The 19,091-nt window shown below is 73.1% G+C and carries 16 protein-coding genes and 1 riboswitch; of the genes, 9 read left to right on the top strand and 7 right to left on the bottom strand.

Going from position 1 to position 19,091, the window contains the following annotated elements:
* Positions 1-158: 158 nt before the first annotated feature.
* The 7 genes from BCL76_RS28620 (at position 159) to BCL76_RS28590 (ending at position 8,872) form a co-directional block, all read left to right on the top strand.
* A complete protein-coding gene (locus tag BCL76_RS28620; RefSeq protein WP_109782250.1) occupies positions 159-1,460 on the top strand; it encodes an inorganic phosphate transporter in 1,302 nt (433 codons plus the stop codon).
* A gap of 40 nt (positions 1,461-1,500) precedes the next feature.
* Positions 1,501-1,722 carry a hypothetical protein gene (locus BCL76_RS28615; protein ID WP_030762632.1) on the top strand — a complete coding sequence of 74 codons (222 nt, stop codon included), beginning with the start codon at positions 1,501-1,503 and terminating at the stop codon, positions 1,720-1,722.
* A gap of 146 nt (positions 1,723-1,868) precedes the next feature.
* Positions 1,869-2,021: riboswitch (cobalamin riboswitch) on the top strand.
* 37 nt (positions 2,022-2,058) lie between these two features.
* Positions 2,059-3,015, top strand: a complete 957-nt coding sequence (locus tag BCL76_RS28610) for a cobalamin biosynthesis protein (RefSeq protein ID WP_109782249.1) — start codon at positions 2,059-2,061, stop codon at positions 3,013-3,015.
* On the top strand, positions 3,012-4,532 hold the full coding sequence (locus BCL76_RS28605) for a cobyric acid synthase (RefSeq protein WP_109782248.1): 1,521 nt from the start codon (positions 3,012-3,014) through the stop codon (positions 4,530-4,532). Before BCL76_RS28610 ends, BCL76_RS28605 begins: the two co-directional genes overlap by 4 nt.
* Positions 4,533-4,734: 202 nt before the next feature.
* The gene (locus tag BCL76_RS28600; protein WP_109782247.1) at positions 4,735-6,870 is read left to right on the top strand and encodes a putative cobaltochelatase; all 2,136 of its coding nucleotides are present in this window, start codon (positions 4,735-4,737) and stop codon (positions 6,868-6,870) included.
* Positions 6,870-7,469 carry a cob(I)yrinic acid a,c-diamide adenosyltransferase gene (gene cobO / locus BCL76_RS28595; protein ID WP_030762617.1) on the top strand — a complete coding sequence of 200 codons (600 nt, stop codon included), beginning with the start codon at positions 6,870-6,872 and terminating at the stop codon, positions 7,467-7,469. The genes BCL76_RS28600 and cobO overlap by 1 nt, the downstream gene beginning before the upstream one ends.
* Positions 7,463-8,872, top strand: coding sequence for a cobyrinate a,c-diamide synthase (locus BCL76_RS28590; RefSeq protein ID WP_109782246.1), 1,410 nt, complete (start codon positions 7,463-7,465; stop codon positions 8,870-8,872). Before cobO ends, BCL76_RS28590 begins: the two co-directional genes overlap by 7 nt.
* Positions 8,873-8,892: 20 nt before the next feature.
* Here the strand turns inward: BCL76_RS28590 and BCL76_RS28585 are convergent, their stop codons facing one another.
* Entirely contained in the window at positions 8,893-9,618 is a 726-nt protein-coding gene (locus BCL76_RS28585; RefSeq protein WP_109782245.1) for a ZIP family metal transporter, read from the bottom strand.
* Positions 9,619-9,751: 133 nt separating this feature from the next.
* Between BCL76_RS28585 and cobC the strand changes: the two genes are divergently transcribed.
* Both cobC and BCL76_RS28575 read left to right on the top strand, forming a co-directional pair.
* Entirely contained in the window at positions 9,752-11,215 is a 1,464-nt protein-coding gene (gene cobC, locus BCL76_RS28580; protein WP_109782244.1) for an Rv2231c family pyridoxal phosphate-dependent protein CobC, read from the top strand.
* Positions 11,216-11,401: 186 nt separating this feature from the next.
* Positions 11,402-12,625: a CapA family protein gene (locus BCL76_RS28575; RefSeq protein ID WP_181382768.1), complete on the top strand. Its 1,224-nt coding sequence runs from the start codon at positions 11,402-11,404 to the stop codon at positions 12,623-12,625.
* Between the two features lie 145 nt (positions 12,626-12,770).
* On the opposite strand, the gene BCL76_RS28570 is transcribed toward BCL76_RS28575, so the two are convergent.
* From BCL76_RS28570 to BCL76_RS28545, 6 genes are all read right to left on the bottom strand, one after another.
* Entirely contained in the window at positions 12,771-13,712 is a 942-nt protein-coding gene (locus BCL76_RS28570; RefSeq protein WP_109782243.1) for an SCO1860 family LAETG-anchored protein, read from the bottom strand.
* Between the two features lie 283 nt (positions 13,713-13,995).
* The gene (locus tag BCL76_RS28565; RefSeq protein WP_181382767.1) at positions 13,996-15,126 is read right to left on the bottom strand and encodes an amidohydrolase family protein; all 1,131 of its coding nucleotides are present in this window, start codon (positions 15,124-15,126) and stop codon (positions 13,996-13,998) included.
* 30 nt (positions 15,127-15,156) lie between these two features.
* Positions 15,157-16,218 carry an aminotransferase class V-fold PLP-dependent enzyme gene (locus BCL76_RS28560; RefSeq protein ID WP_109782242.1) on the bottom strand — a complete coding sequence of 354 codons (1,062 nt, stop codon included), beginning with the start codon at positions 16,216-16,218 and terminating at the stop codon, positions 15,157-15,159.
* 77 nt (positions 16,219-16,295) lie between these two features.
* The gene (locus BCL76_RS28555; protein WP_109782241.1) at positions 16,296-17,003 is read right to left on the bottom strand and encodes a DsbA family oxidoreductase; all 708 of its coding nucleotides are present in this window, start codon (positions 17,001-17,003) and stop codon (positions 16,296-16,298) included.
* A 68-nt stretch (positions 17,004-17,071) separates the two neighbouring features.
* Positions 17,072-17,569 carry a GNAT family N-acetyltransferase gene (locus BCL76_RS28550; RefSeq protein ID WP_109782240.1) on the bottom strand — a complete coding sequence of 166 codons (498 nt, stop codon included), beginning with the start codon at positions 17,567-17,569 and terminating at the stop codon, positions 17,072-17,074.
* Between the two features lie 63 nt (positions 17,570-17,632).
* Positions 17,633-19,081, bottom strand: a complete 1,449-nt coding sequence (locus tag BCL76_RS28545) for a peptidoglycan D,D-transpeptidase FtsI family protein (protein WP_109782239.1) — start codon at positions 19,079-19,081, stop codon at positions 17,633-17,635.
* Positions 19,082-19,091 lie beyond the last annotated feature (10 nt).

The raw sequence follows: 19,091 nt of genomic DNA, 5'->3' as shown, positions 1-19,091 counted from the left end.
TTGACGTGCATTAATCGCGTTATCTACGGAAGAATCAGGACGAATGGCCCGATCACACCCCGCGCCAGTACACCGCTCCGCCCGCGCCAGTTCATCTTCCGTTCACCCAGATTGCCTACGGTCGCCGAGCCACTGACGTCAAACAGAAGCCTGGGTAAATGGAGCACATAACGCTTCTCCTCGGGATCGTGATCATCACCGCTCTCGTGTTCGACTTCACGAACGGTTTCCACGACACAGCCAACGCGATGGCTACCACCATCTCGACCGGCGCCCTCAAGCCCAAGACGGCGGTGGCCATGTCCGCCGTGCTCAACCTCGTCGGCGCGTTCATGTCCGTGGAGGTCGCCAAGACGATCTCCAAGGGCCTGGTCAACGAGGAAGGCATCCAGCCAGAGGTGATCTTCGCCGCCCTGGTCGGAGCGATCCTCTGGAACCTCGTCACCTGGCTGGTCGGTCTCCCCTCCAGCTCCTCGCACGCCCTGATGGGCGGCCTGATCGGTGCCGCGGTCGCCTCCGCCGGCATCGGCGCCGTCAACGGCAGCGTCGTCGTCACCAAGGTCCTCATCCCCGCGATCGCCGCCCCGCTGGTGGCCGGCATCGCCGCGTACCTGGCCGCCAAGGTCACGTACAAGCTGGGTGACAAGGTCGGCGAGAAGACCTCCGCCAAGGGCTACCGCGCCGGTCAGATCGCCTCGGCCGGTCTCGTCTCCCTCGCGCACGGCACCAACGACGCGCAGAAGACGATGGGCATCATCACCCTGGCCCTCATCGCCGGCGGCGCGATCGCGCCCGACGCGAACCCGCCGGTCTGGGTCATCGTCTCCGCCGGTATGGCCATCGCGATGGGTACCTACCTGGGCGGCTGGCGCATCATCCGCACCATGGGCACCGGCCTGACCGACCTGCAGCCGCAGCAGGGCTTCGCCGCCCAGACCTCGGCCGCGTCCGTCATCCTCGCCTCCTCGAACCTCGGCTTCTCGCTCTCCACGACCCACGCGTGCTCCGGCGCCGTCATGGGTTCGGGCCTGGGCCGCAAGGGTGGTGTGGTCCGCTGGTCCACCGCGACCCGCATGTTCGCCGCCTGGGGCCTGACCCTGCCGGCCGCCGCGCTGGTCTCGGCCGGCGCCGAGCTGGTCATGCGCTCCGGTGACATCGGCATCGCCGCCGTCGCCGTCTTCCTGGTCGCCTCCTGCTTCGCCATCTGGGTCATCTCCCGCCGCCAGGTCGTCGACCACCACAACGTCAACGACGTGGAGTCGGCCACCGCGCAGGAGCCGGGTGTCGTCACCACGGCGATCGCCGCCGTCACCGTCCCGCCGACCGTCGCGGCCGCCGGTCCGTCCACGGCAGCGGCCGCCGGTACGACCGCCGCGGTCACGGACGAGGACCTCAAGGCAACCATCCCGGCCGAGACGACCGCACCGACGACCGCACCGGCTCCGGCCGCCGCGGTCTGACCGAGACATACAGAGACCCGGACACTCAGAAAGTGGCAGTATGAAGATCGACTGGGAAGCACTCGGCTCCGTCTTCGGGGTCAGCCTCTCCGCCACCGTCGCGCTCGTGGCCCTGTTCACCCTGGGCCTGGTGGGCCTGTCCAAGCACGAGACCGCCACCGAGCAGGGCGGCACCGCCACCCTCGCCCGCACCGGCGCGTACCTGTGCTTCGCGCTCGTCGCGGCGGCCGTGACGTACGGGATCTACCTGATCGTCGCCTGATCCGCCCTCGCAGGGCGGGTCGGGTCTGAAGGCTCCCTCCGGGTTCGTCCCGGGGGGAGCTTTCGCGTTCCCTCCCGCGTCCGCCCACCGGTCCATCCCGCGCCCTCCGCCCCCGCCGCACCGCAGGTCAACGGCGAGTTGACGGGCGTTCGAGGTGCGTGGTGGACTGCCCGAGCCAATACGGCGGCATGGAGAGGAAGTCCGGTGCGAATCCGGCGCGGTCCCGCCACTGTCACCGGAATCGCACGCCGCGCGTGCGTCCCGGGAGCCAGGAACTCTCGCCGCCGGACACGTCGAACCAGGGCGCGGACCCTGAGTGAGGACATACCTGCCACCATGCGTGCCGATCGCGTCTTCGCGTACGGCGCCACGGCGGGCCTGATCGGCGACCGGATCCTCGGGGATCCGCGCCGAGGGCACCCCGTGGCCGCCTTCGGACGGGCCGCCGCCGCCGTCGAACGCTCCTTGTGGCGCGACGACCGCGCCCGAGGCCTCCTGCACACCCTGGTGTGCGCCGGGGGCGCTGCCGCCGTCGGAGCGCTGGGCGCCCGCGCCGTGCGCTCCCGGCCCGCGGCCGCCCGTATCGCCCTGACCGCCGCCGCCACCTGGGCCGTCGTGGGCGGCACCTCGCTGGGCCGCGAGGCCCGCGCCATCGGCGGCGCGCTGGCCGCCGGGGACATCGAGGTGGCCCGTGAGCGGCTGCCCCACCTGTGCGGACGCGACCCGCAGGCCTTGGACGGGCAGCAGATGGCCCGCGCCGTCGTGGAGTCCGTCGCCGAGAACACCTCCGACGCGGTGGTCGGGGCCCTCGTATGGGGCGCCGTCGCCGGAGTCCCCGGGCTGCTGGCCTTCCGCGCCGTGAACACCCTGGACGCGATGGTCGGCCACAAGTCCCCCCGACACCTGCGCTACGGCTGGGCCTCCGCCCGGCTCGACGACCTGGCCGGCTGGCCGGGGGCCCGGCTGACGGCGGTCGCCGCCGCAGTGGCCGGACCCGACCGGCGGGGCGCCGTACGGGCCTGGCGCGCCGACGCCGCCGCACACCCGAGCCCCAACGCCGGCCCCGTGGAGGCCTCCTTCGCCGGGGCGCTGGGCGTCAGACTGGGCGGAACCCTCGCCTACGGCGGCCGGGTCGAGCACCGGGCCGTACTGAACGGCGGGGCGGGGCGGCCGGTGGAGGTCGCGGACATCGAGCGGGCGGTACGGCTGTCGCGCCAGGTGACCTGGCTGACGCTGGGCGCCTGCGTGGTGGCGCGGACTCTGGTGGCACGAGTACGAGGGGGACGCGCATGAGCGGCGCGAAGCGCGGCGGGGGTCTGCTGGTCGCGGGCACCACGTCGGACGCGGGCAAGAGCGTGGTCACGGCGGGCATCTGCCGTTGGCTGGCCCGGCAGGGTGTGAAGGTGGCGCCCTTCAAGGCGCAGAACATGTCGTTGAACTCCTTCGTGACGCTGGAGGGCGCCGAGATCGGGCGCGCCCAGGCGATGCAGGCCCAGGCGGCCCGCGTGGAGCCGACCGCGCTGATGAACCCGGTGCTGCTCAAGCCCGGCAGCGACCGCAGCAGCCAGGTGGTGCTGCTGGGCAAGCCGGTGGGCGAGATGAGCGCCCGCGGCTACCACGGAGGGCGTCAGGAGCAGTTGCTCGGCATCGTCACGGACTGCCTGGAGCAGCTGCGGGGCACGTATGACGCCGTGATCTGCGAGGGGGCGGGGAGTCCGGCCGAGATCAACCTGCGCCGGACCGACATCGTGAACATGGGCATCGCGCGCGCCGCGCGGTTCCCGGTGGTCGTGGTCGGGGACATCGACCGCGGCGGGGTCTTCGCGTCCTTCTTCGGGACGACGGCGCTGCTCTCCCCCGAGGACCAGTCCCTGATCGCGGGATATCTGGTCAACAAGTTCCGCGGCGACGTGTCGCTGCTGGAGCCGGGCATGGAGATGCTGCGCGGCCTGACGGGCCGGGCCACCTACGGGGTGCTGCCGTTCCAGCACGGCCTGGGCATCGACGAGGAGGACGGCCTGCGGGTCTCCCTGCGCGGTGCGGTACGCGAGTCCGTGGTCGCGCCGCCGGTGGGCGAGGACGTGCTGCGGGTCGCGGTGTGCGCGGTGCCGCTGATGTCGAACTTCACGGACGTGGACGCGCTCGCGGCGGAGCCGGGGGTCGTGGTGCGGTTCGTGGACCGGGCCGAGGAACTGGTCGACGCGGACCTGGTCGTCGTACCGGGCACCCGGGGCACGGTGAAGGCCCTGGCGTGGCTGCGGGAACGCGGGCTCGCGGACGCGCTGCTGCGGCGGGCCGCCGAGGGGCGGCCGGTGCTGGGCATCTGCGGCGGGTTCCAGGTGCTGGGCGAGCGGATCTCCGACGAGGTCGAATCGCGGGCGGGCGAGGTCGACGGCCTCGGGCTGCTCCCCGTTCGGGTCCGCTTCGAGCGGGAGAAGACCCTGGCCCGGCCGGTGGGTTCGGCGCTGGGCGAGGACGTCGCGGGCTACGAGATCCACCACGGCGTGGCCGAGGTGCTCGGCGGCGAGGCCTTCCTGGACGGCTGCCGCGTCGGGTCGGTGTGGGGCACCCACTGGCACGGATCGCTGGAGTCGGACGGCTTCCGCCGGGCGTTCCTGCGGGAGGTGGCCGCGGCCGCGGGGCGGCGCTTCGTCCCCGCGCCGGACACCTCGTTCGGCGCGCTGCGCGAGGAACAGCTGGACCTGTTGGGCGACCTGATCGAGCAGCACGCGGACACGGATGCCCTGCTGAAGCTGATCGAGGGGGGCGCCCCCACCGGGCTCCCCTTCCTGCCGCCGGGCGCGCCGTGACGGGCGGAGCCCCGCGGGCGGTCCTCGCCCCGAAGGGGTCCGCCATCCCCGCTGTCCCGGGGAGCAGAGCAACAGCTCGATCAGGTGCTCGTGCAGCAGAGGGTCATCCCTGCCGGCGCAGGGAGCATGCGTCGAGCCTGGCGAACCGTCGCCGTCTCGGTGCCGACATCCATCGCAAGCCACTCGAAGGAGTTGCCGTTTCATGAGCAGCGTCCACTTCCCGTTCTCCGCCGTTGTCGGGCAGGACGACCTCCGGCTGGCGCTGCTGCTCAACGCCGTGAGCCCCGCCGTCGGCGGCGTGCTCGTGCGCGGTGAGAAGGGGACCGCCAAGTCCACGGCCGTGCGCGCGCTGTCGGCGCTGCTGCCCCAGGTCGAGGTCGTGCCCGGCTGCCGGTTCTCGTGCGCGCCCACCACGCCGGACCCGGCCTGCCCGGACGGCCCGCACGAGTCCGGCCCTGGTGGAGTCCGGCCCGCCCGCATGGTGGAGCTGCCCGTCGGCGCATCCGAGGATCGCCTCGTCGGCGCCCTCGACATCGAACGGGCCCTCGCCGAGGGTGTGAAGGCCTTCGAGCCCGGCCTGCTCGCCGACGCCCACCGCGGGATCCTCTACGTGGATGAAGTGAATCTTCTCCATGACCATTTGGTGGACGTCCTCCTCGATGCCGCAGCCATGGGGTCGTCCTACGTCGAGCGCGAGGGCGTCTCCGTGCGCCACGCCGCCCGGTTCCTGCTCGTCGGCACCATGAACCCCGAGGAGGGCGAGCTGCGCCCGCAGCTCCTCGACCGGTTCGGGCTCACCGTCGAGGTGGCCGCCTCCCGCGAGCCCGCCCAGCGCGTCGAGGTGGTCCGCCGCCGGCTCGCCTACGAGGACGATCCCGCGGGCTTCGCGACCCGCTGGGCCGGGGACGAGCACGAGGTCCGCGCCCGGGTGGTGGCCGCGCGGGCGCTGCTCCCGAAGGTCTCGCTCGGCGACACCGCGCTCCTGCAGATCGCGGCGACCTGCGCCGGGTTCGAGGTCGACGGGATGCGGGCCGACATCGTGATGGCGCGGACCGCGACCGCGCTGGCCGCCTGGGCCGGTCGGACCGACGTACGGAAGGAAGACGTCCGGCAGGCCGCGTTGCTGGCGCTCCCCCATCGGCGGCGCCGCAACCCGTTCGACGCGCCCGGGCTGGACGAGGACATGCTCGATCGGATCCTGGACGAGTTCCCCGACGAGGACCCGGAGCCCGAGCCGGAGCCGGAGCCGGAGGGCCCTGACGACAGCGGCCCCGAGGACGGCGGTCCCGACGGAGGCCCCGGTGGTACGCCCCCGCAGGGCGACGGGTCCCAGGACCCGGGCGCCCCGGCCGAGACCCCCGAGGCCGAGGCCCCCGACTCCGGCGAGGCCCCCGCGGAGACGCCCGAGGCTCCGCAGCCCTCCGCCCAGGAGGCCGCCGGCCCCGAGCAGGCCGCGGTGCGTGCCGCCGAGCCGTTCCGGACCAAGATGCTCAGCGTGCCGGGCCTGGGCGAGGGCGCGTCCGGACGCCGCTCCCGCGCCCGCACCGCCCACGGCCGCACCACCGGGGCCCAGCGCCCGCGCGGGCACCTGACGAAGCTGCACCTGACCGCGACGATCCAGGCCGCCGCCCCGCATCAGAAGGCGCGCGGTCGCGACGGGCGCGGTCTCGTGATCCGCAAGGACGATCTGCGCCAGGCCACACGGGAGGGCCGCGAGGGCAACCTCGTCCTCTTCGTCGTCGACGCCTCCGGTTCCATGGCCGCCCGGCAGCGCATGAGCGCGGTCAAGGGCGCCGTGCTGTCGCTGCTCCTCGACGCGTACCAGCGCCGGGACAAGGTCGGCCTGATCACCTTCCGGGGTGCCACGGCCGAGCTGGCCCTGCCGCCGACCTCCTCGGTGGACGCGGCGGCGGCCCGGCTGGAGCAGTTGCCGACGGGCGGCCGGACCCCGCTGGCCGCCGGGCTGTTGAAGGCGCACGAGGTGCTGCGGATCGAGCGGCTCCGGGATCCCTCGCGCCGGCCGCTGCTCGTGGTGGTCACCGACGGGCGGGCCACCTCGGCCGGGAACGTCGGGGGCCGTACGGACAGCAGCCCGCGGGAGCTCGCGGGGCACAGCGCGCGGCTGCTGCAGGCCGGGGGCGTCGCCTCGGTGGTCGTGGACTGCGAGTCCGGGCCGGTCCGGCTGGGGCTGGCCGACGTGCTGGCCCGTGACCTGGGCGGGCCCGCCGTCACGCTGGACGGGCTGCGGGCGGATTCGCTGGCCGGGCTCGTGAAGAACGTACGTACCGCGGTGGCGTCCACCGCTTCACCCAACAGCAGCAACAGGAGGGCCGCGTAATGCCTCAGGGACAGCCGTCCGTCGTTCCGGACGACGGGCTCACGACGCGCCAGCGCCGCAACCGGCCGCTGGTCTTCGTCCACACCGGCCCCGGCAAGGGCAAGTCCACGGCGGCCTTCGGGCTGGCGCTGCGCGCCTGGAACCAGGGCTGGCCGATCGGGGTGTTCCAGTTCGTGAAGTCGGCGAAGTGGAAGGTCGGCGAGGAGAACGCGCTCAAGGTGCTCGGCGCCTCCGGCGAGGGCGGATCCGTCGTCTGGCACAAGATGGGCGAGGGCTGGTCCTGGGTCCAGCGTGACGCGCAGCTCGACAACGAGCAGGCGGCCAAGGAAGGCTGGGAGCAGGTCAAGCGCGATCTGGCCGCCGAGACGCACAAGCTGTACGTGCTCGACGAGTTCGCCTACCCGATGCACTGGGGCTGGATCGACGTCGACGAGGTGATCGAGGTGCTGCGGACCCGCCCCGGCACGCAGCACGTGGTGATCACGGGCCGCAACGCGCCGGAGAAGCTGGTGGAGTTCGCGGACCTGGTCACCGAGATGACCAAGGTCAAGCACCCGATGGACACGGGGCAGAAGGGCCAGAAGGGCATCGAGTGGTGACTTCGTTCCCTATTCCACGGCTGGTCATCGCCGCTCCCTCCTCGGGGAGCGGCAAGACCACCGTGGCCACGGGCCTGATGGCGGCCTTCTCGGAGCGCGGCCTCGCCGTGTCCCCGCACAAGGCCGGGCCCGACTACATCGACCCCGGCTACCACGCGCTGGCCACCGGCCGGCCGGGCCGCAACCTCGACGCCTTCATGTGCGGGCCGGACCTCGTCGCTCCGCTGTTCGCGCACGGGGCGGCCGGGTGCGATCTGGCCGTGGTCGAGGGCGTCATGGGGCTCTACGACGGCGCCGCGGGCCGGGGTGAACTGGCGTCGACGGCGCAGGTCGCGAAGTTGCTGCGGGCACCGGTGGTGCTGGTGGTCGACGCCTCCTCGCAGTCGCGGTCGGTGGCGGCGCTGGTGCACGGCTTCGCGTCCTTCGACCCGCAGGTACGTCTGGGCGGGGTGATCCTGAACAAGGTCGGCTCCGACCGGCACGAGGTGATGCTGCGGGAGGCCTTGGAGGAGGCGGGGATGCCGGTGCTCGGCGTCCTGCGGCGGGCTCCGCAGGTGGCCACGCCGTCGCGCCACCTGGGGCTGGTCCCGGTGGCCGAGCGGCACACCGACGCGCTGGCGTCGGTGTCGGCGCTGGCCGCGCAGGTCCGGGCGGGCTGCGACCTGGATGCCCTGATGGCCTTGGCCCGCACGGCCCCGCCCCTGGAGTGCGAGGCGTGGTCGCCCCATCGGCCGGAGGCGGCCTCCCCGGGGTTCGAGGCGCCCGGGTCCGAGGGCGGCCTCGCCGCCGGCGGAGCCGCACCGGTGATCGCGGTCGCCGGCGGCGCCGCGTTCACCTTCTCCTACGCCGAACACACCGAGCTGCTCACCGCCGCCGGAGCGGAGGTCGTCACCTTCGACCCGCTACGGGACGAGGCACTCCCGCCCGGCACCGCCGGCCTGGTGATAGGCGGCGGCTTCCCGGAGATGTACGCGCCCGAACTGTCCGCCAACGAGCCGCTGCGGGCGGCCGTCGCCGCCTTCGCCGCGGCCGGCGGCCCGGTCGCCGCCGAGTGCGCCGGGCTGCTCTACCTGGGCCGGTCGCTGGACGGGAAGCCCATGTGCGGGGTGCTCGACGCCGACGCGCGGATGTCGGAACGCCTCACCCTCGGCTACCGCGAGGCGGTGGCGGTGTCGGACAGCGCGCTCGCGCGGGCCGGGACCCGCCTGCGCGGGCACGAGTTCCACCGGACGGTGATCGAGCCGGGCGCCGGTGCGGCTCCGGCCTGGGGGTTCACCCACCCGGAACGCCGGGTCGAGGGCTTCGTGCAGCAGGGCGTGCACGCCAGCTACCTGCACACGCACTGGGCGGCGGAGCCGTCCGTCGCCCGTCGCTTCACGGAAGCCGCGGCAGCACGGCGGTGACCTCCGTCCCCGGCCGACGCTCAGTCCGCGATGCCCACCACGAGCCAGATCCCGGCCACCCCGCCCACCGTGCACATCAGCGTGGACAGGGCGGGGTGCTTGTGGTGGGCCTCGGGGAGGATCTCGGCGGACGCGAGGTACAGCAGGACGCCTCCGAAGAAGCCGAGGTACGCGCCGAGGGGTTCCTCCGGAAGGGTGAACAGCAGAGTGGACGCCGCGCCCACGACCGGGGCGACGGCGTCCGCGAAGAGCATGATCAGGGCCTTGCGGCGGTCGTTCCCGTAGAGGCTGGTGAGGGTGTAGGTGTTGAACCCGTCGGCGAAGTCGTGGGTGATGACGGCCAGCGCCACGGCCACCCCCATCCCCCCGCCGACCTGGAAGGCCGCGCCCAGGGCCACCCCGTCGGCGAGGCTGTGGCCGACCATGGCCGCGGCCGCGGTGAGCCCGACCTGGGGCACGCGGGCGCCGTCCTCGGCGCCGTGCGCGGCCTGGCGGACCGCCAGCAGCCGTTCCACGACGTGCGCGACCAGGAAGCCGGCCACGAAGAGCAGCAGGGCGAGCGGGACACCGAACACCTCGTCGCCCGCCGCGTGGAGCGCCTCCGGGAGCAGGTCGAGGCCGACGACGCCGAGCATCAGCCCGCCGGCCAGGCCCAGCACGAGGTGGCGGCGGTCGGTGACGCGCTGCGCCGCCCATCCGCCCGCCAGGGTCATCAGGAACGCGCCCAGCGCCACGATCACGGCCATGCGCCCCTGAATACAGACTCCTCGCGCCGCGCGCACGTCCGCGCGCGGGTGGCGGGTAACCGAGTGTTGACGAACGGCCGGTTCCGGTAGCGGTGCCGGTGCTGTCTCGGTGCAAGTGACGGTGCCGGTTCCCATGCCGGCGGCGGTGACGGTGACTACGGAGGGAGGGCCCCCGGTGGGCGAGTACACGACGCAGGTGGTGGTCGGGGTCGGCGGACGCGAGGGGGTTTCCGTCGCGGAGGTCTGCGCCTTGGTCGAGGAGACGCTGCGGGGGGCCGGGCTGGCCGTGGGGTCGGTGACGGCGCTGGCCACGGTGGAGTCGAAGGCGGACGAGCCCGGGATCACGGGTGCGGCGAAACGATTCGGCGTTCCCCTGGTGAGCTATCCCGTCGACCGGCTCGCCGCCATCACCGTGCCGCATCCCTCGGAGGCGGCGCGTGCCGCCACCGGGACCCCCTCGGTGGCGGAGGCCGCCGCCCTCGCGGGCGGTGGGGAACTCCTCGTGCCCAAGCGGCGGTCGGTGGCGGCGACCTGCGCCGTGGCCACGGCGCACACGCACGACCTGCGCCACCACGGGGACGCCGAGGTGATCGACGCGGGCTCGGCGCTGGTGGACCTGGCCGTCAACGTCCGTGCGGACACGCCCCCGGACTGGCTCAAGCAGCGGATCGCCGCCTCGCTCAGGGATCTGGCCGCATATCCCGACGGGCGGCCCGCCCGCGCGGCGGTGGCGGCTCGGCACGGGCTGCCGGTCGAGCGGGTGCTGTTGACGGCCGGGGCCGCGGAGGCCTTCGTACTGATCGCCCGGGCTCTGGGAGCCGTACGACCGGTCGTGGTGCATCCGCAGTTCACCGAGCCGGAAGCGGCCCTGCGGGACGCCGGGCACGAGGTCGAGCGGGTGGTGCTGCGGGCGGCGGACGGCTTCCGGCTGGACCCGGCGGACGTGCCCGAGGACGCGGATCTCGTGGTGATCGGCAATCCGACCAACCCGACGTCCGTACTGCACCCGGCGGGAACCCTGGCCGCGCTGGCCCGGCCCGGCCGGATCCTGGTCGTGGACGAGGCGTTCATGGACGCGGTCCCGGGCGAGCGGGAGGCCCTGGCCGGACGGATGGACCTGCCGGGGCTGGTGGTGCTGCGGAGCCTGACCAAGACGTGGGGGTTGGCGGGGCTGCGGATCGGCTACGTACTGGCCGAGCCCGAGGTGATCGCGAAGCTGGCGGCCGCGCAGCCGCTGTGGCCGGTCTCGACCCCGGCTCTGGTGGCGGCCGAGGCCTGCATGGCTCCGGCGGCGCTGGCCGAGGCGGAGGAGGCGGCCCGGCGGATCGCGGTGGACCGGGCGCACCTGCTGGCCGGGCTCGCGGAGTTCGACGAGGTGACGTCCGTCGGGGTGGCGGAGGGGCCGTTCGTCCTGATCCGGGTGGCGGGCGGGGCGGAGGTCCGCACCCGGCTGCGCGCCCTCGGCTTCGCCGTCCGCCGCGGGGACACCTTCCCGGGGCTGGACCACTCCTGGCTGCGCCTGGCGGTGCGCGACCGGGCGACGACGGGCCGGCTGCTCCAGGCCATGGACCACGCCCTCGCACTGGCCGCCCGCTGACCGCGCGCCGAGCCGGGGCGGGCGGGCCGGTTCCGCCTGCCTCCTCGGCAGGCTCCTGACCTGGGCTCGTCACCGAGCGCCGACAGGGCCGTCACCCGTTCGGCCCCTTACGATGGCCGCGGGGGCGGGGCCGGGTGAGGATCCCCGCATCGGCGCATGACATCGGGGGCGGACATGAAGGCATCCATGAGGACGGGCGCGGTACTGGCCGCGCTGGCGGTCGTGGGCGGCGGGATCTACGCCGTCCCGCGACTGTTGGACGACGGGGCGGCGCCCGCCACGGGGCAGCGGTTCCAGGGCAGGCCGGCGCAGAGCGATGCGGACACGCCCGAGGGCACCGCCCCGGCGGCCGCCGGGAAGCCGTTCACCCTGGTGGCGACCGGCGACATCATCCCGTACCCGTCGATCGTCCAGCGGTCGGCGGACGACGCGGGCAAGGCCGGGGAGTACGACTTCCGGAAGATACTCGCCGGGGTCAAACCCCTGGTGTCCGCCGCCGACCTGGCGATATGCCACCACGAGATACCGTACGGGCGCCCCGGCGGCCCCTACACCGGCTATCCCACCTTCAAGGCCCCGCACCAGTTGGCGGACGCACTCAAGGACGCCGGGTACGACAGCTGTTCCACCGCCTCGAACCACACCTTGGACGACGGCTACGAGGGCCTCGCCCGCACCCTGGAGCACCTCGACCGGGTCGGCATCCCGCACGTCGGCTCGGCCCGCAGCGCGGAGGAGGCGAAGGCTCCGGCGCTGCTCGCGGCGGGCGGGGCGAAGGTCGCCCAGCTCTCCTACACGTACGGCACGAACGGCATCCCGCTTCCGCAGGGCAAGCCGTGGGCCGTAAATCTGATCGACCAGGACCGGATCATCGCGGACGCCCGGGCCGCCCGGGCGCAGGGCGCGAACGTGGTGGTGCTGAGCGTCCACTGGGGTACCGAGTGGCAGACGGCGCCCGACGAGCAGCAGAAGGCGCTGGCGCAGGCGCTGACAGCCTCCCGTGCGGCCGACGGGCTCCCCGACATCGATCTGATCATCGGCACCCACAACCACGTTCCGCAGCCCTACGAGAAGATCAACGGCACCTGGGTGGTCTTCGGGATGGGCGACCAGGTCGCCAGCTTCGTGCCGGCCGACAAGCTGCGCGGCAACCAGTCCTCGGTCCCCCGCTTCACCTTCTCCCCGGCGGCGGGCCGGCCGGGCCGCTGGGAGGTGGTGAAGGCCGAATACCTCACGCAGTACTCGGACATGGGGCCGCCGTTCCGTGTCGTCTGCGCCTCCTGCGCGGCCTCGGACACCTCGCTCCCGGCCGCGAAGCGCAGCGAGTACGCGCGGATCGACCAGCAGGTCACCGAGGCCGTGATGACACGCGGCGCGGGCGGACAGGGCCTGGAGCACGCCGCCCGCTGAGGAGCACCGGGGCGCGCCGGGAGCCCGTCGGCCGTGGGTCGCCCCGGGCCGCCGCCCGTCCTCGCCCGTCACCCCGTCGAGCGCTCCCCTCCGTGCGCTCCTCGGGGTGGGCGTGCCGGGTGGCGGCCCGGGGCTCCCGGCCGCCCTACGAGGCCCTGCCCCGTCGGGTGATCAGGAGCGCGCCCCCGCCGATGGCGAGCAGGGTCAGGGCCCCGCCCGCGACGTAGGGGGTCAGTGAACCGCCGCCGGTCTCGGCGAGGTTGGCGCCGGTGGTGCCTGTGGTGCCGGCAGCGCCGCCGGACGTGGCCGGGCCGGCGCCCGTACCGGTCGCCGTCTGGGGCTTGATGTCCGGGTTCGCGGGCTGGGCCGGCGCCGCGCCCGCCGGGGACTGGCAGTGCGCCTCGGCGAGCACGATCTCGCCGTCGACCTTCGCCACGTTCAGGTTGAGCGGGTCGACCGCGATCTTCAGGCGGAGCGCGGCCGCGGCCGCCGTGGTGGAGGTGGTCTCCGTACCGGACAACTCCAGGTCGATCCGGCCCACTCCCGGGACCTCCACCTTGGTGGGGCCGCCCGCGGACAGGGTGACCTTCTTGCCGAGCGCCGTCACCGTCCCGAGGACGTTCGCACTGGCCACCGGCTTCTTGCCCGCCTCGCAGACGGCCTTGGAGGTGACCTTCTCCACCTCGATGAGGGAGAGCAGCGGCAGTCCGGGGACGTGGACGGTGGCCTTGGCGAGGTTCGCCTCCGCCTCGGATCGGGCCTTGTCGGCGGTCGCCTTGGAGGTGGCCACCTCGGCGCGCAGCACACTGACCGGCTTGTTCCCCTCGACACCGTCCAGCGTGACGGTCAACGCGGTCTTCTCGGCCGTCGCCGGGGCACTGACCTCGTTGAGGGTCGTCTTCAGCGGGACGTGCACGGTGCTGAGCAGGCGCACGTCCAGTCCGGCGCGCAGGACGACGGCGCCGGCCTTGCCCTCACCCCCCGCCGCGCCTCCTCCCGTGGCGAAGGCGGGCGGTGCGGTGAGCAGGGCGACCGCTCCCGTGGCGAGGAGGACGGCCGCGGGCATGCGGAAGGTATGGCTGTTCACGGTGGTGGAACCCCCGGGGAGTTGGGTGCCGTCGCGCCGCCGATGGGGGACACCGCGGGCGCCGACGGACTCGACCCCGGAATCTTTACGCACTGTGGGTGAACGAGGGGCAAGCTGACGTTACTTCACCCCAAAGGGTGGTTTCCGGGCGCATATTCGAATCATTGCGCCTCATCGTGAACGCAAGTGCCCTCCTTTCACGGAGATCCCGCCCGCGCGGTCGTCTTCAACGACCGACGGGCCACCGATGTCACGCGACGTCAACCGGGCGCCGACCCACGGCTCAGGCCCGGACCCTGCCGTTCACGACGACCCGAAGCGGCTGCGCCAGCACGCCCACGTCGGCCCGCGGGTCGGCGGCGTACACCACCAGGTCGGCGGGCGCCCCCTCGGTCAGCCCCGGCCTGCCGAGCCACTCACGGGCCGCCCAGGCCGTCGCGGAGAGGGCGTCGATCGCCGGGATACCGGCCTTGACCAGCTCCGCGACCTCCGCCGCGACCAGGCCGTGCGGCAGCGAGCCGCCCGCGTCCGTGCCGACGAAGACCTCGATGCCCGCGTCGTAGGCGGCTCGGACGGTGTCGTAGCGCCGTTCGTGGAGCCGTCGCATGTGCGCCGACCAGTTCGGGAACTTCGCCTCGCCGCCCGCCGCCATCTTCGGGAAGTTCGCGATGTTCACGAGCGTCGGGACGATCGCGACCCCGCGCTCCGCGAACAGCGGGATGGTGTCCTCGGTGAGGCCGGTGGCGTGCTCGATGCAGTCGATGCCCGCCTCGACGAGGTCGCGCAGCGAGTCCTCGGCGAAGCAGTGCGCCGTGACCCGGGCACCCAGCCGGTGCGCCTCGGCGATGGCCGCCTCGACCTCGGCGCGCGGCCAACAGGCGGCGAGGTCACCGGCGTCGCGGTCGATCCAGTCGCCGACGAGCTTGACCCAGCCGTCGCCGCGCAGCGCCTCGCGGCCGACGTACTCGACGAGATCGGCCGGCTCGATCTCGTGGGCGTAGTTGCGGATGTAGCGGCGGGTGCGCGCGATGTGCCGACCGGCCCGGATGATCTTCGGCAGGTCCTCGCGGTCGTCGATCCAGCGGGTGTCGGAGGGCGATCCGGCGTCGCGGATGAGGAGCGTCCCGGCGTCGCGGTCGGTGAGGGCCTGGCGCTCGGCGGTCTCGGCGTCGACCGGGCCGTGGGCGTCCAGCCCCACGTGGCAGTGCGCGTCGACCAGTCCGGGCAGCGCCCAGCCGGTCACCGTGGTGATCTCACGGGCGCCGAGCGGGCGCTCGTAGGAGATCCGCCCGCCGACCACCCAGAGCTCGTCGCGTACCTCGTCGGGCCCGACCAGTACCCGCCCCTTCACGTGCAGCACGTCGCTCACGCCGTTCACACCATTCACGTCGCTCCCATCCCTCGCATCGCTCATGGCGGCACTGTACGCACGGGACCTGCCGCGTCAGGAGCCGGCGAGGGCGTTCAGGAGCCGGTCCACGTCCGCCTCCGTGTTGTAGAGGTGGAACGAGGCCCGCAGCAGGCCCGCGCGGGCCGATGTGGCGATGCCGGCGGCCTCCAGGGCGGGCTGCCGGTCCACGAGGCCCGGCACGGAGACGATGGCGGCGTCGCCGGGGACGGGCTCGTGGCCCAGGCTCGCGATGCCCGCCCGGTAGCGGGCGGCCAGGGCGGTGTCGTGGGCGTGCACGGCCTCGATGCCGATCCGCTCCAGCAGGGCCAGCGCGGGCGCGGACGCGTGGTAGGCCAGGAAGGCGGGGGACTCGTCGAACCGCCGCGCCCCGTGGGCGAGTCCCGCCATCGGCCCGTAGGTGGCGTCCCCGTCGGCGACCGCGGGCACCCAGCCGGCGTGCAGCGGGGTCAGCGTGTGCTGGGCCTCGCGCGACACCGTCAGGTACGAGGCTCCGCGCACGCCGAGCAGCCATTTGAAGCCGCCGGTGACCGTGTACTCGTAGGGCGAGGCGTCGAAGGGGAGCCAGCCGGCCGCCTGGGTCGCGTCCACGAGCATCCGGGTCCCGTGCGCGGTCGCCGCCGCGCGCACCGCGGCCAGATCGGCCTTGCGGCCGTCCGCGGACTGCACGACGCTCAGCGCGACCAGGGCGGTGCCGGGGCCGACGTGCTCGGCGACGGATTCGAGCGGGGCGAAGCGCATCTTGAGGTCGCCGCGTGCCACGAAGGGGTTGATCACCGAGGAGAACTCACCCTCGGGGCAGAGCACTTCGGCGCCGGACGGGAGCGAGGCGGCGACGAGGCCGACGTGGGTGGAGACGGCCGAGCCGATGGACACCCGGTCGATGTCCACCCCGACGAGGCGGGCGAAGGCCGCCCGGGCCCCGTCCACGCGGTCGAAGTCGCCGAAACCGGTGGGGAGCCCGGCCCCCGCCGCTTCGGCCAGCTCCCGGACGGCCGCGACGGCGGAGCGCGGGACGACCCCGCACTTGGCAGTGTTGAGGTAGATGGTGGAGGGGGCGAACTCGGCACGGGTCGCTTCGGCTAGCGCAAGATCCATGCCTTCAACTCTGCGTCAGGAACGACCGCCAGTCCATTGCCGAGTTCGCCGAGTCTGCGAACCTTTCCGGGCGATCCTTACGCCTGCGGGACCGCGCACGCGCCGTCGGGCTCGCAGGCTTCGGCAGTCTCGGTCGGCTCTTCGACCTCGCGCCCGGCCCACGCCTGCTCCAGGGCCTGGGTGAACACCTCGGCCGGCTGTCCGCCGGAGATCCCGTAGCGGCGGTCCAGGACGAAGAACGGTACGGCGTTCGCGCCCAGCTCGGCGGCCTCGCGCTCGTCGGCCCGGACCTCGTCGGCGTAGGCCGAGTCGTCGGCGAGGACGGCGCGGGCGTCGGCCTCGTCCAGTCCGGCCTCGACGGCGAGGGCGATCAGCACCTCGGGGTCGAAGACGGAGCGCTCCTCGCCGAAGTTGGCCCGGTAGGCGAGGTCGAGCAGCTCCTCCTGCCGACCCCGGGCGGCGGCCAGGTGCAGCAGTCGGTGGATGTCGAAGGTGTTGCCGTGGTCGCGGCCCTCGGTGAGGTAGGTGAGCCCCTCCGCGCGAGCACTGGCGGCGACGTGCTCCTCCATGCCGCGCGCCTCGTCGAGCGTGCGGCCGTACTTCTTCGCGAGCATCTCCACGACGGGAGCGGTGACGCCCTTCGCGCCGCCCGGGTCGAGCTCGAAGGACCGGAAGACGACCTCCACCTCGTCGCGGTGAGCGAACTCGGCCAGCCCCTTGGTGAAACGGGCCTTGCCGATGTAGCACCAGGGACAAGCGATGTCGCTCCAGATCTCGACGCGCATGATCCTTCTTCTCTCCGGGTTCAGGGGGGGGTGAAACGGTTTGTGGTTCAACCACTCGGGGGCCCGTCTCATTCCCCGGACGGAACCGGCACCTGCTCCACCCGCAGCCAGAGGGTCCGGTGGGAGCCGGAGCGGGGTGCCGACGGGTCCGCGAGCCAGCCCTGGGTGGCGTAGAAGGCCTGGGCGCGGAGGTTGTGCTCGTAGACCTCCAGGCGGACCCGGCGGATTCCGGCCCGCCGCCAGGCGTCCAGGCAAGCGGCGTGCAGGGCGGCCCCGGTGCCGCGGCGCCAGTGGACGGGGTCGACGTGGAGCTGGGTGAGGGTGGTCTCGCCGTCCCGGGTGCGGAACGCGGCGACCCCCGTGAGCTCGCCGTCCTGCTCGGCGCAGAGCACCTCACCCTCGGCGGTGTCCGCGAGGGCTCGCGACCAGCCCTCGCGGGTCCGCTGGAGTTCGGCGTCGCCCAGGTAGGCCTGCTCGGGGATGTGGCCCTGGTAGTAGGTGGCGCGGGCCCGGGCGTGCAGGGCGGCGATCGCGGGGACGTCGGCGGGGTGCGCGGCTCTGATCATGGGAGTGGGAACGCGCCGGGAACCTCGACGGTTCCCGGCGCGTCGGCCGCGCGGCGTTCGTGGCTACTTCTTCAGCCACGCCGCCATCATCTTCTGGGCGATCGGGGCCGCCAGCTTCCCGCCACCGATCTCCGAGCGGTCGGTGTCGGAGTTCTCGATCACCACGGCGACCGCGATCTGCTTGCCGTTCGACTTGCCGTAGGAGGTGAACCAGGCCAGCGGAGCGAGGCTGTTGTTGACGCCGCGCTGGGCGGTACCGGTCTTGCCGCCGACCTCGGCGCCGGACACCTGGGCCGGCTTGCCGCCGCCCTCGGTGGCGACCGTACGCATGGCGTCGCGGATCATCGAGGCGGTCTTCTCACCCATGACCTGCTGGGACTTCGGGTCCTTGAAGCTCTCCAGCACGTCGCCGCCCGAGTCGGTGACCTCGGAGACCAGGTGCGGGGCGACGAGCTTGCCGCCGTTCTCGATCGCGGCCGTCACCATCGCCATCTGGAGCGGGGTGGCCTGCACGTCGAACTGGCCGATACCGGTCTGCGCGACCTGGTCGATCGACATCTTCTTCGACGGGTACTTGCTGGGCGGGTTGGTGCGGACCGGGGTGTCGATCTGCACGTTGAAACCGAGCTTCTCGGCCGTCGCCCGCATCTTGTCCTGGCCCAGCTTGGAGGCGAGCTCGGCGAAGACGTTGTTGCAGGAGAGTCGCAGGGCGGTGCGCACCGAGACGTTGTTGCAGGCCGCGGAGCCCGCCTCGCTGGGCAGCGGGGTGCGGGTGCCGGGGATCGTGTACGGATCGGCGATCCCGGTCTGTCGGTCGAGGTCGGTGACGAGGCCGTTCTCGATCGCCGCGGCGAGGGTGACCAGCTTGAAGGTGGAGCCGGGCGCCTGCGGCTTGCGCAGCGCCACGTTCTCCATGGCCTTGCCCTTGTCGGCGGACAGCTCGGTCCAGGCCTTCTCGTCGTTGGCGCCGGCGATGCTGCCCGGGTCGAAGGAGGGGTTGTTCACGACGGCCAGGATCTCGCCGGTCTTGGGGTCCATGGCGACGGCCGCGCCCTGCTTGCCCTGGAGCGCGTCGTAGGTGGCCTTCTGGACGTCCTTGTCGATGGTGGTCAGGACATTGCCGGGAGAAGCCCGCTTGTTGGTGAGCATGTCCATCGCGGTCCTCAGCCGGCTGTCGGAGCCGTTGAGGATGTTCTTGTAGATGCCCTCCAGCAGGGTGGTGCCGTAGGCCTGGGAGCTGTAGCCCGTGATGGGTGCGTAGAGGGGGCCGTCGACGTAGGTCCGCTTGTAGCCGAAGTCCTTGCCGCCCGTCTTCTCCGAGCCGGTGATCGCCTCCCCGCCCACGATGATGTTGCCCAGCGGGTTCTCGTACTGCGCGATGAGATTCCGGCGGTTGTGCTTGTCTTCTGCGAGGGCCTGGCCTTGGTATGCCTGCACCCAGGTGACACGGACCAGCAGGGCCAGCACCAGAAGCAGACAGAAGACCGACGCACGCCTGATCGTCTTGTTCATCCCCCAGAAG

It is taken from the genome of Streptomyces sp. CG 926, from assembly GCF_003148825.1.
Taxonomy (GTDB): Bacteria; Actinomycetota; Actinomycetes; order Streptomycetales; family Streptomycetaceae; genus Streptomyces.
Note: the sequence above shows the minus strand (reverse complement) of the source record. Positions and strands in the feature narration are given on the sequence as shown.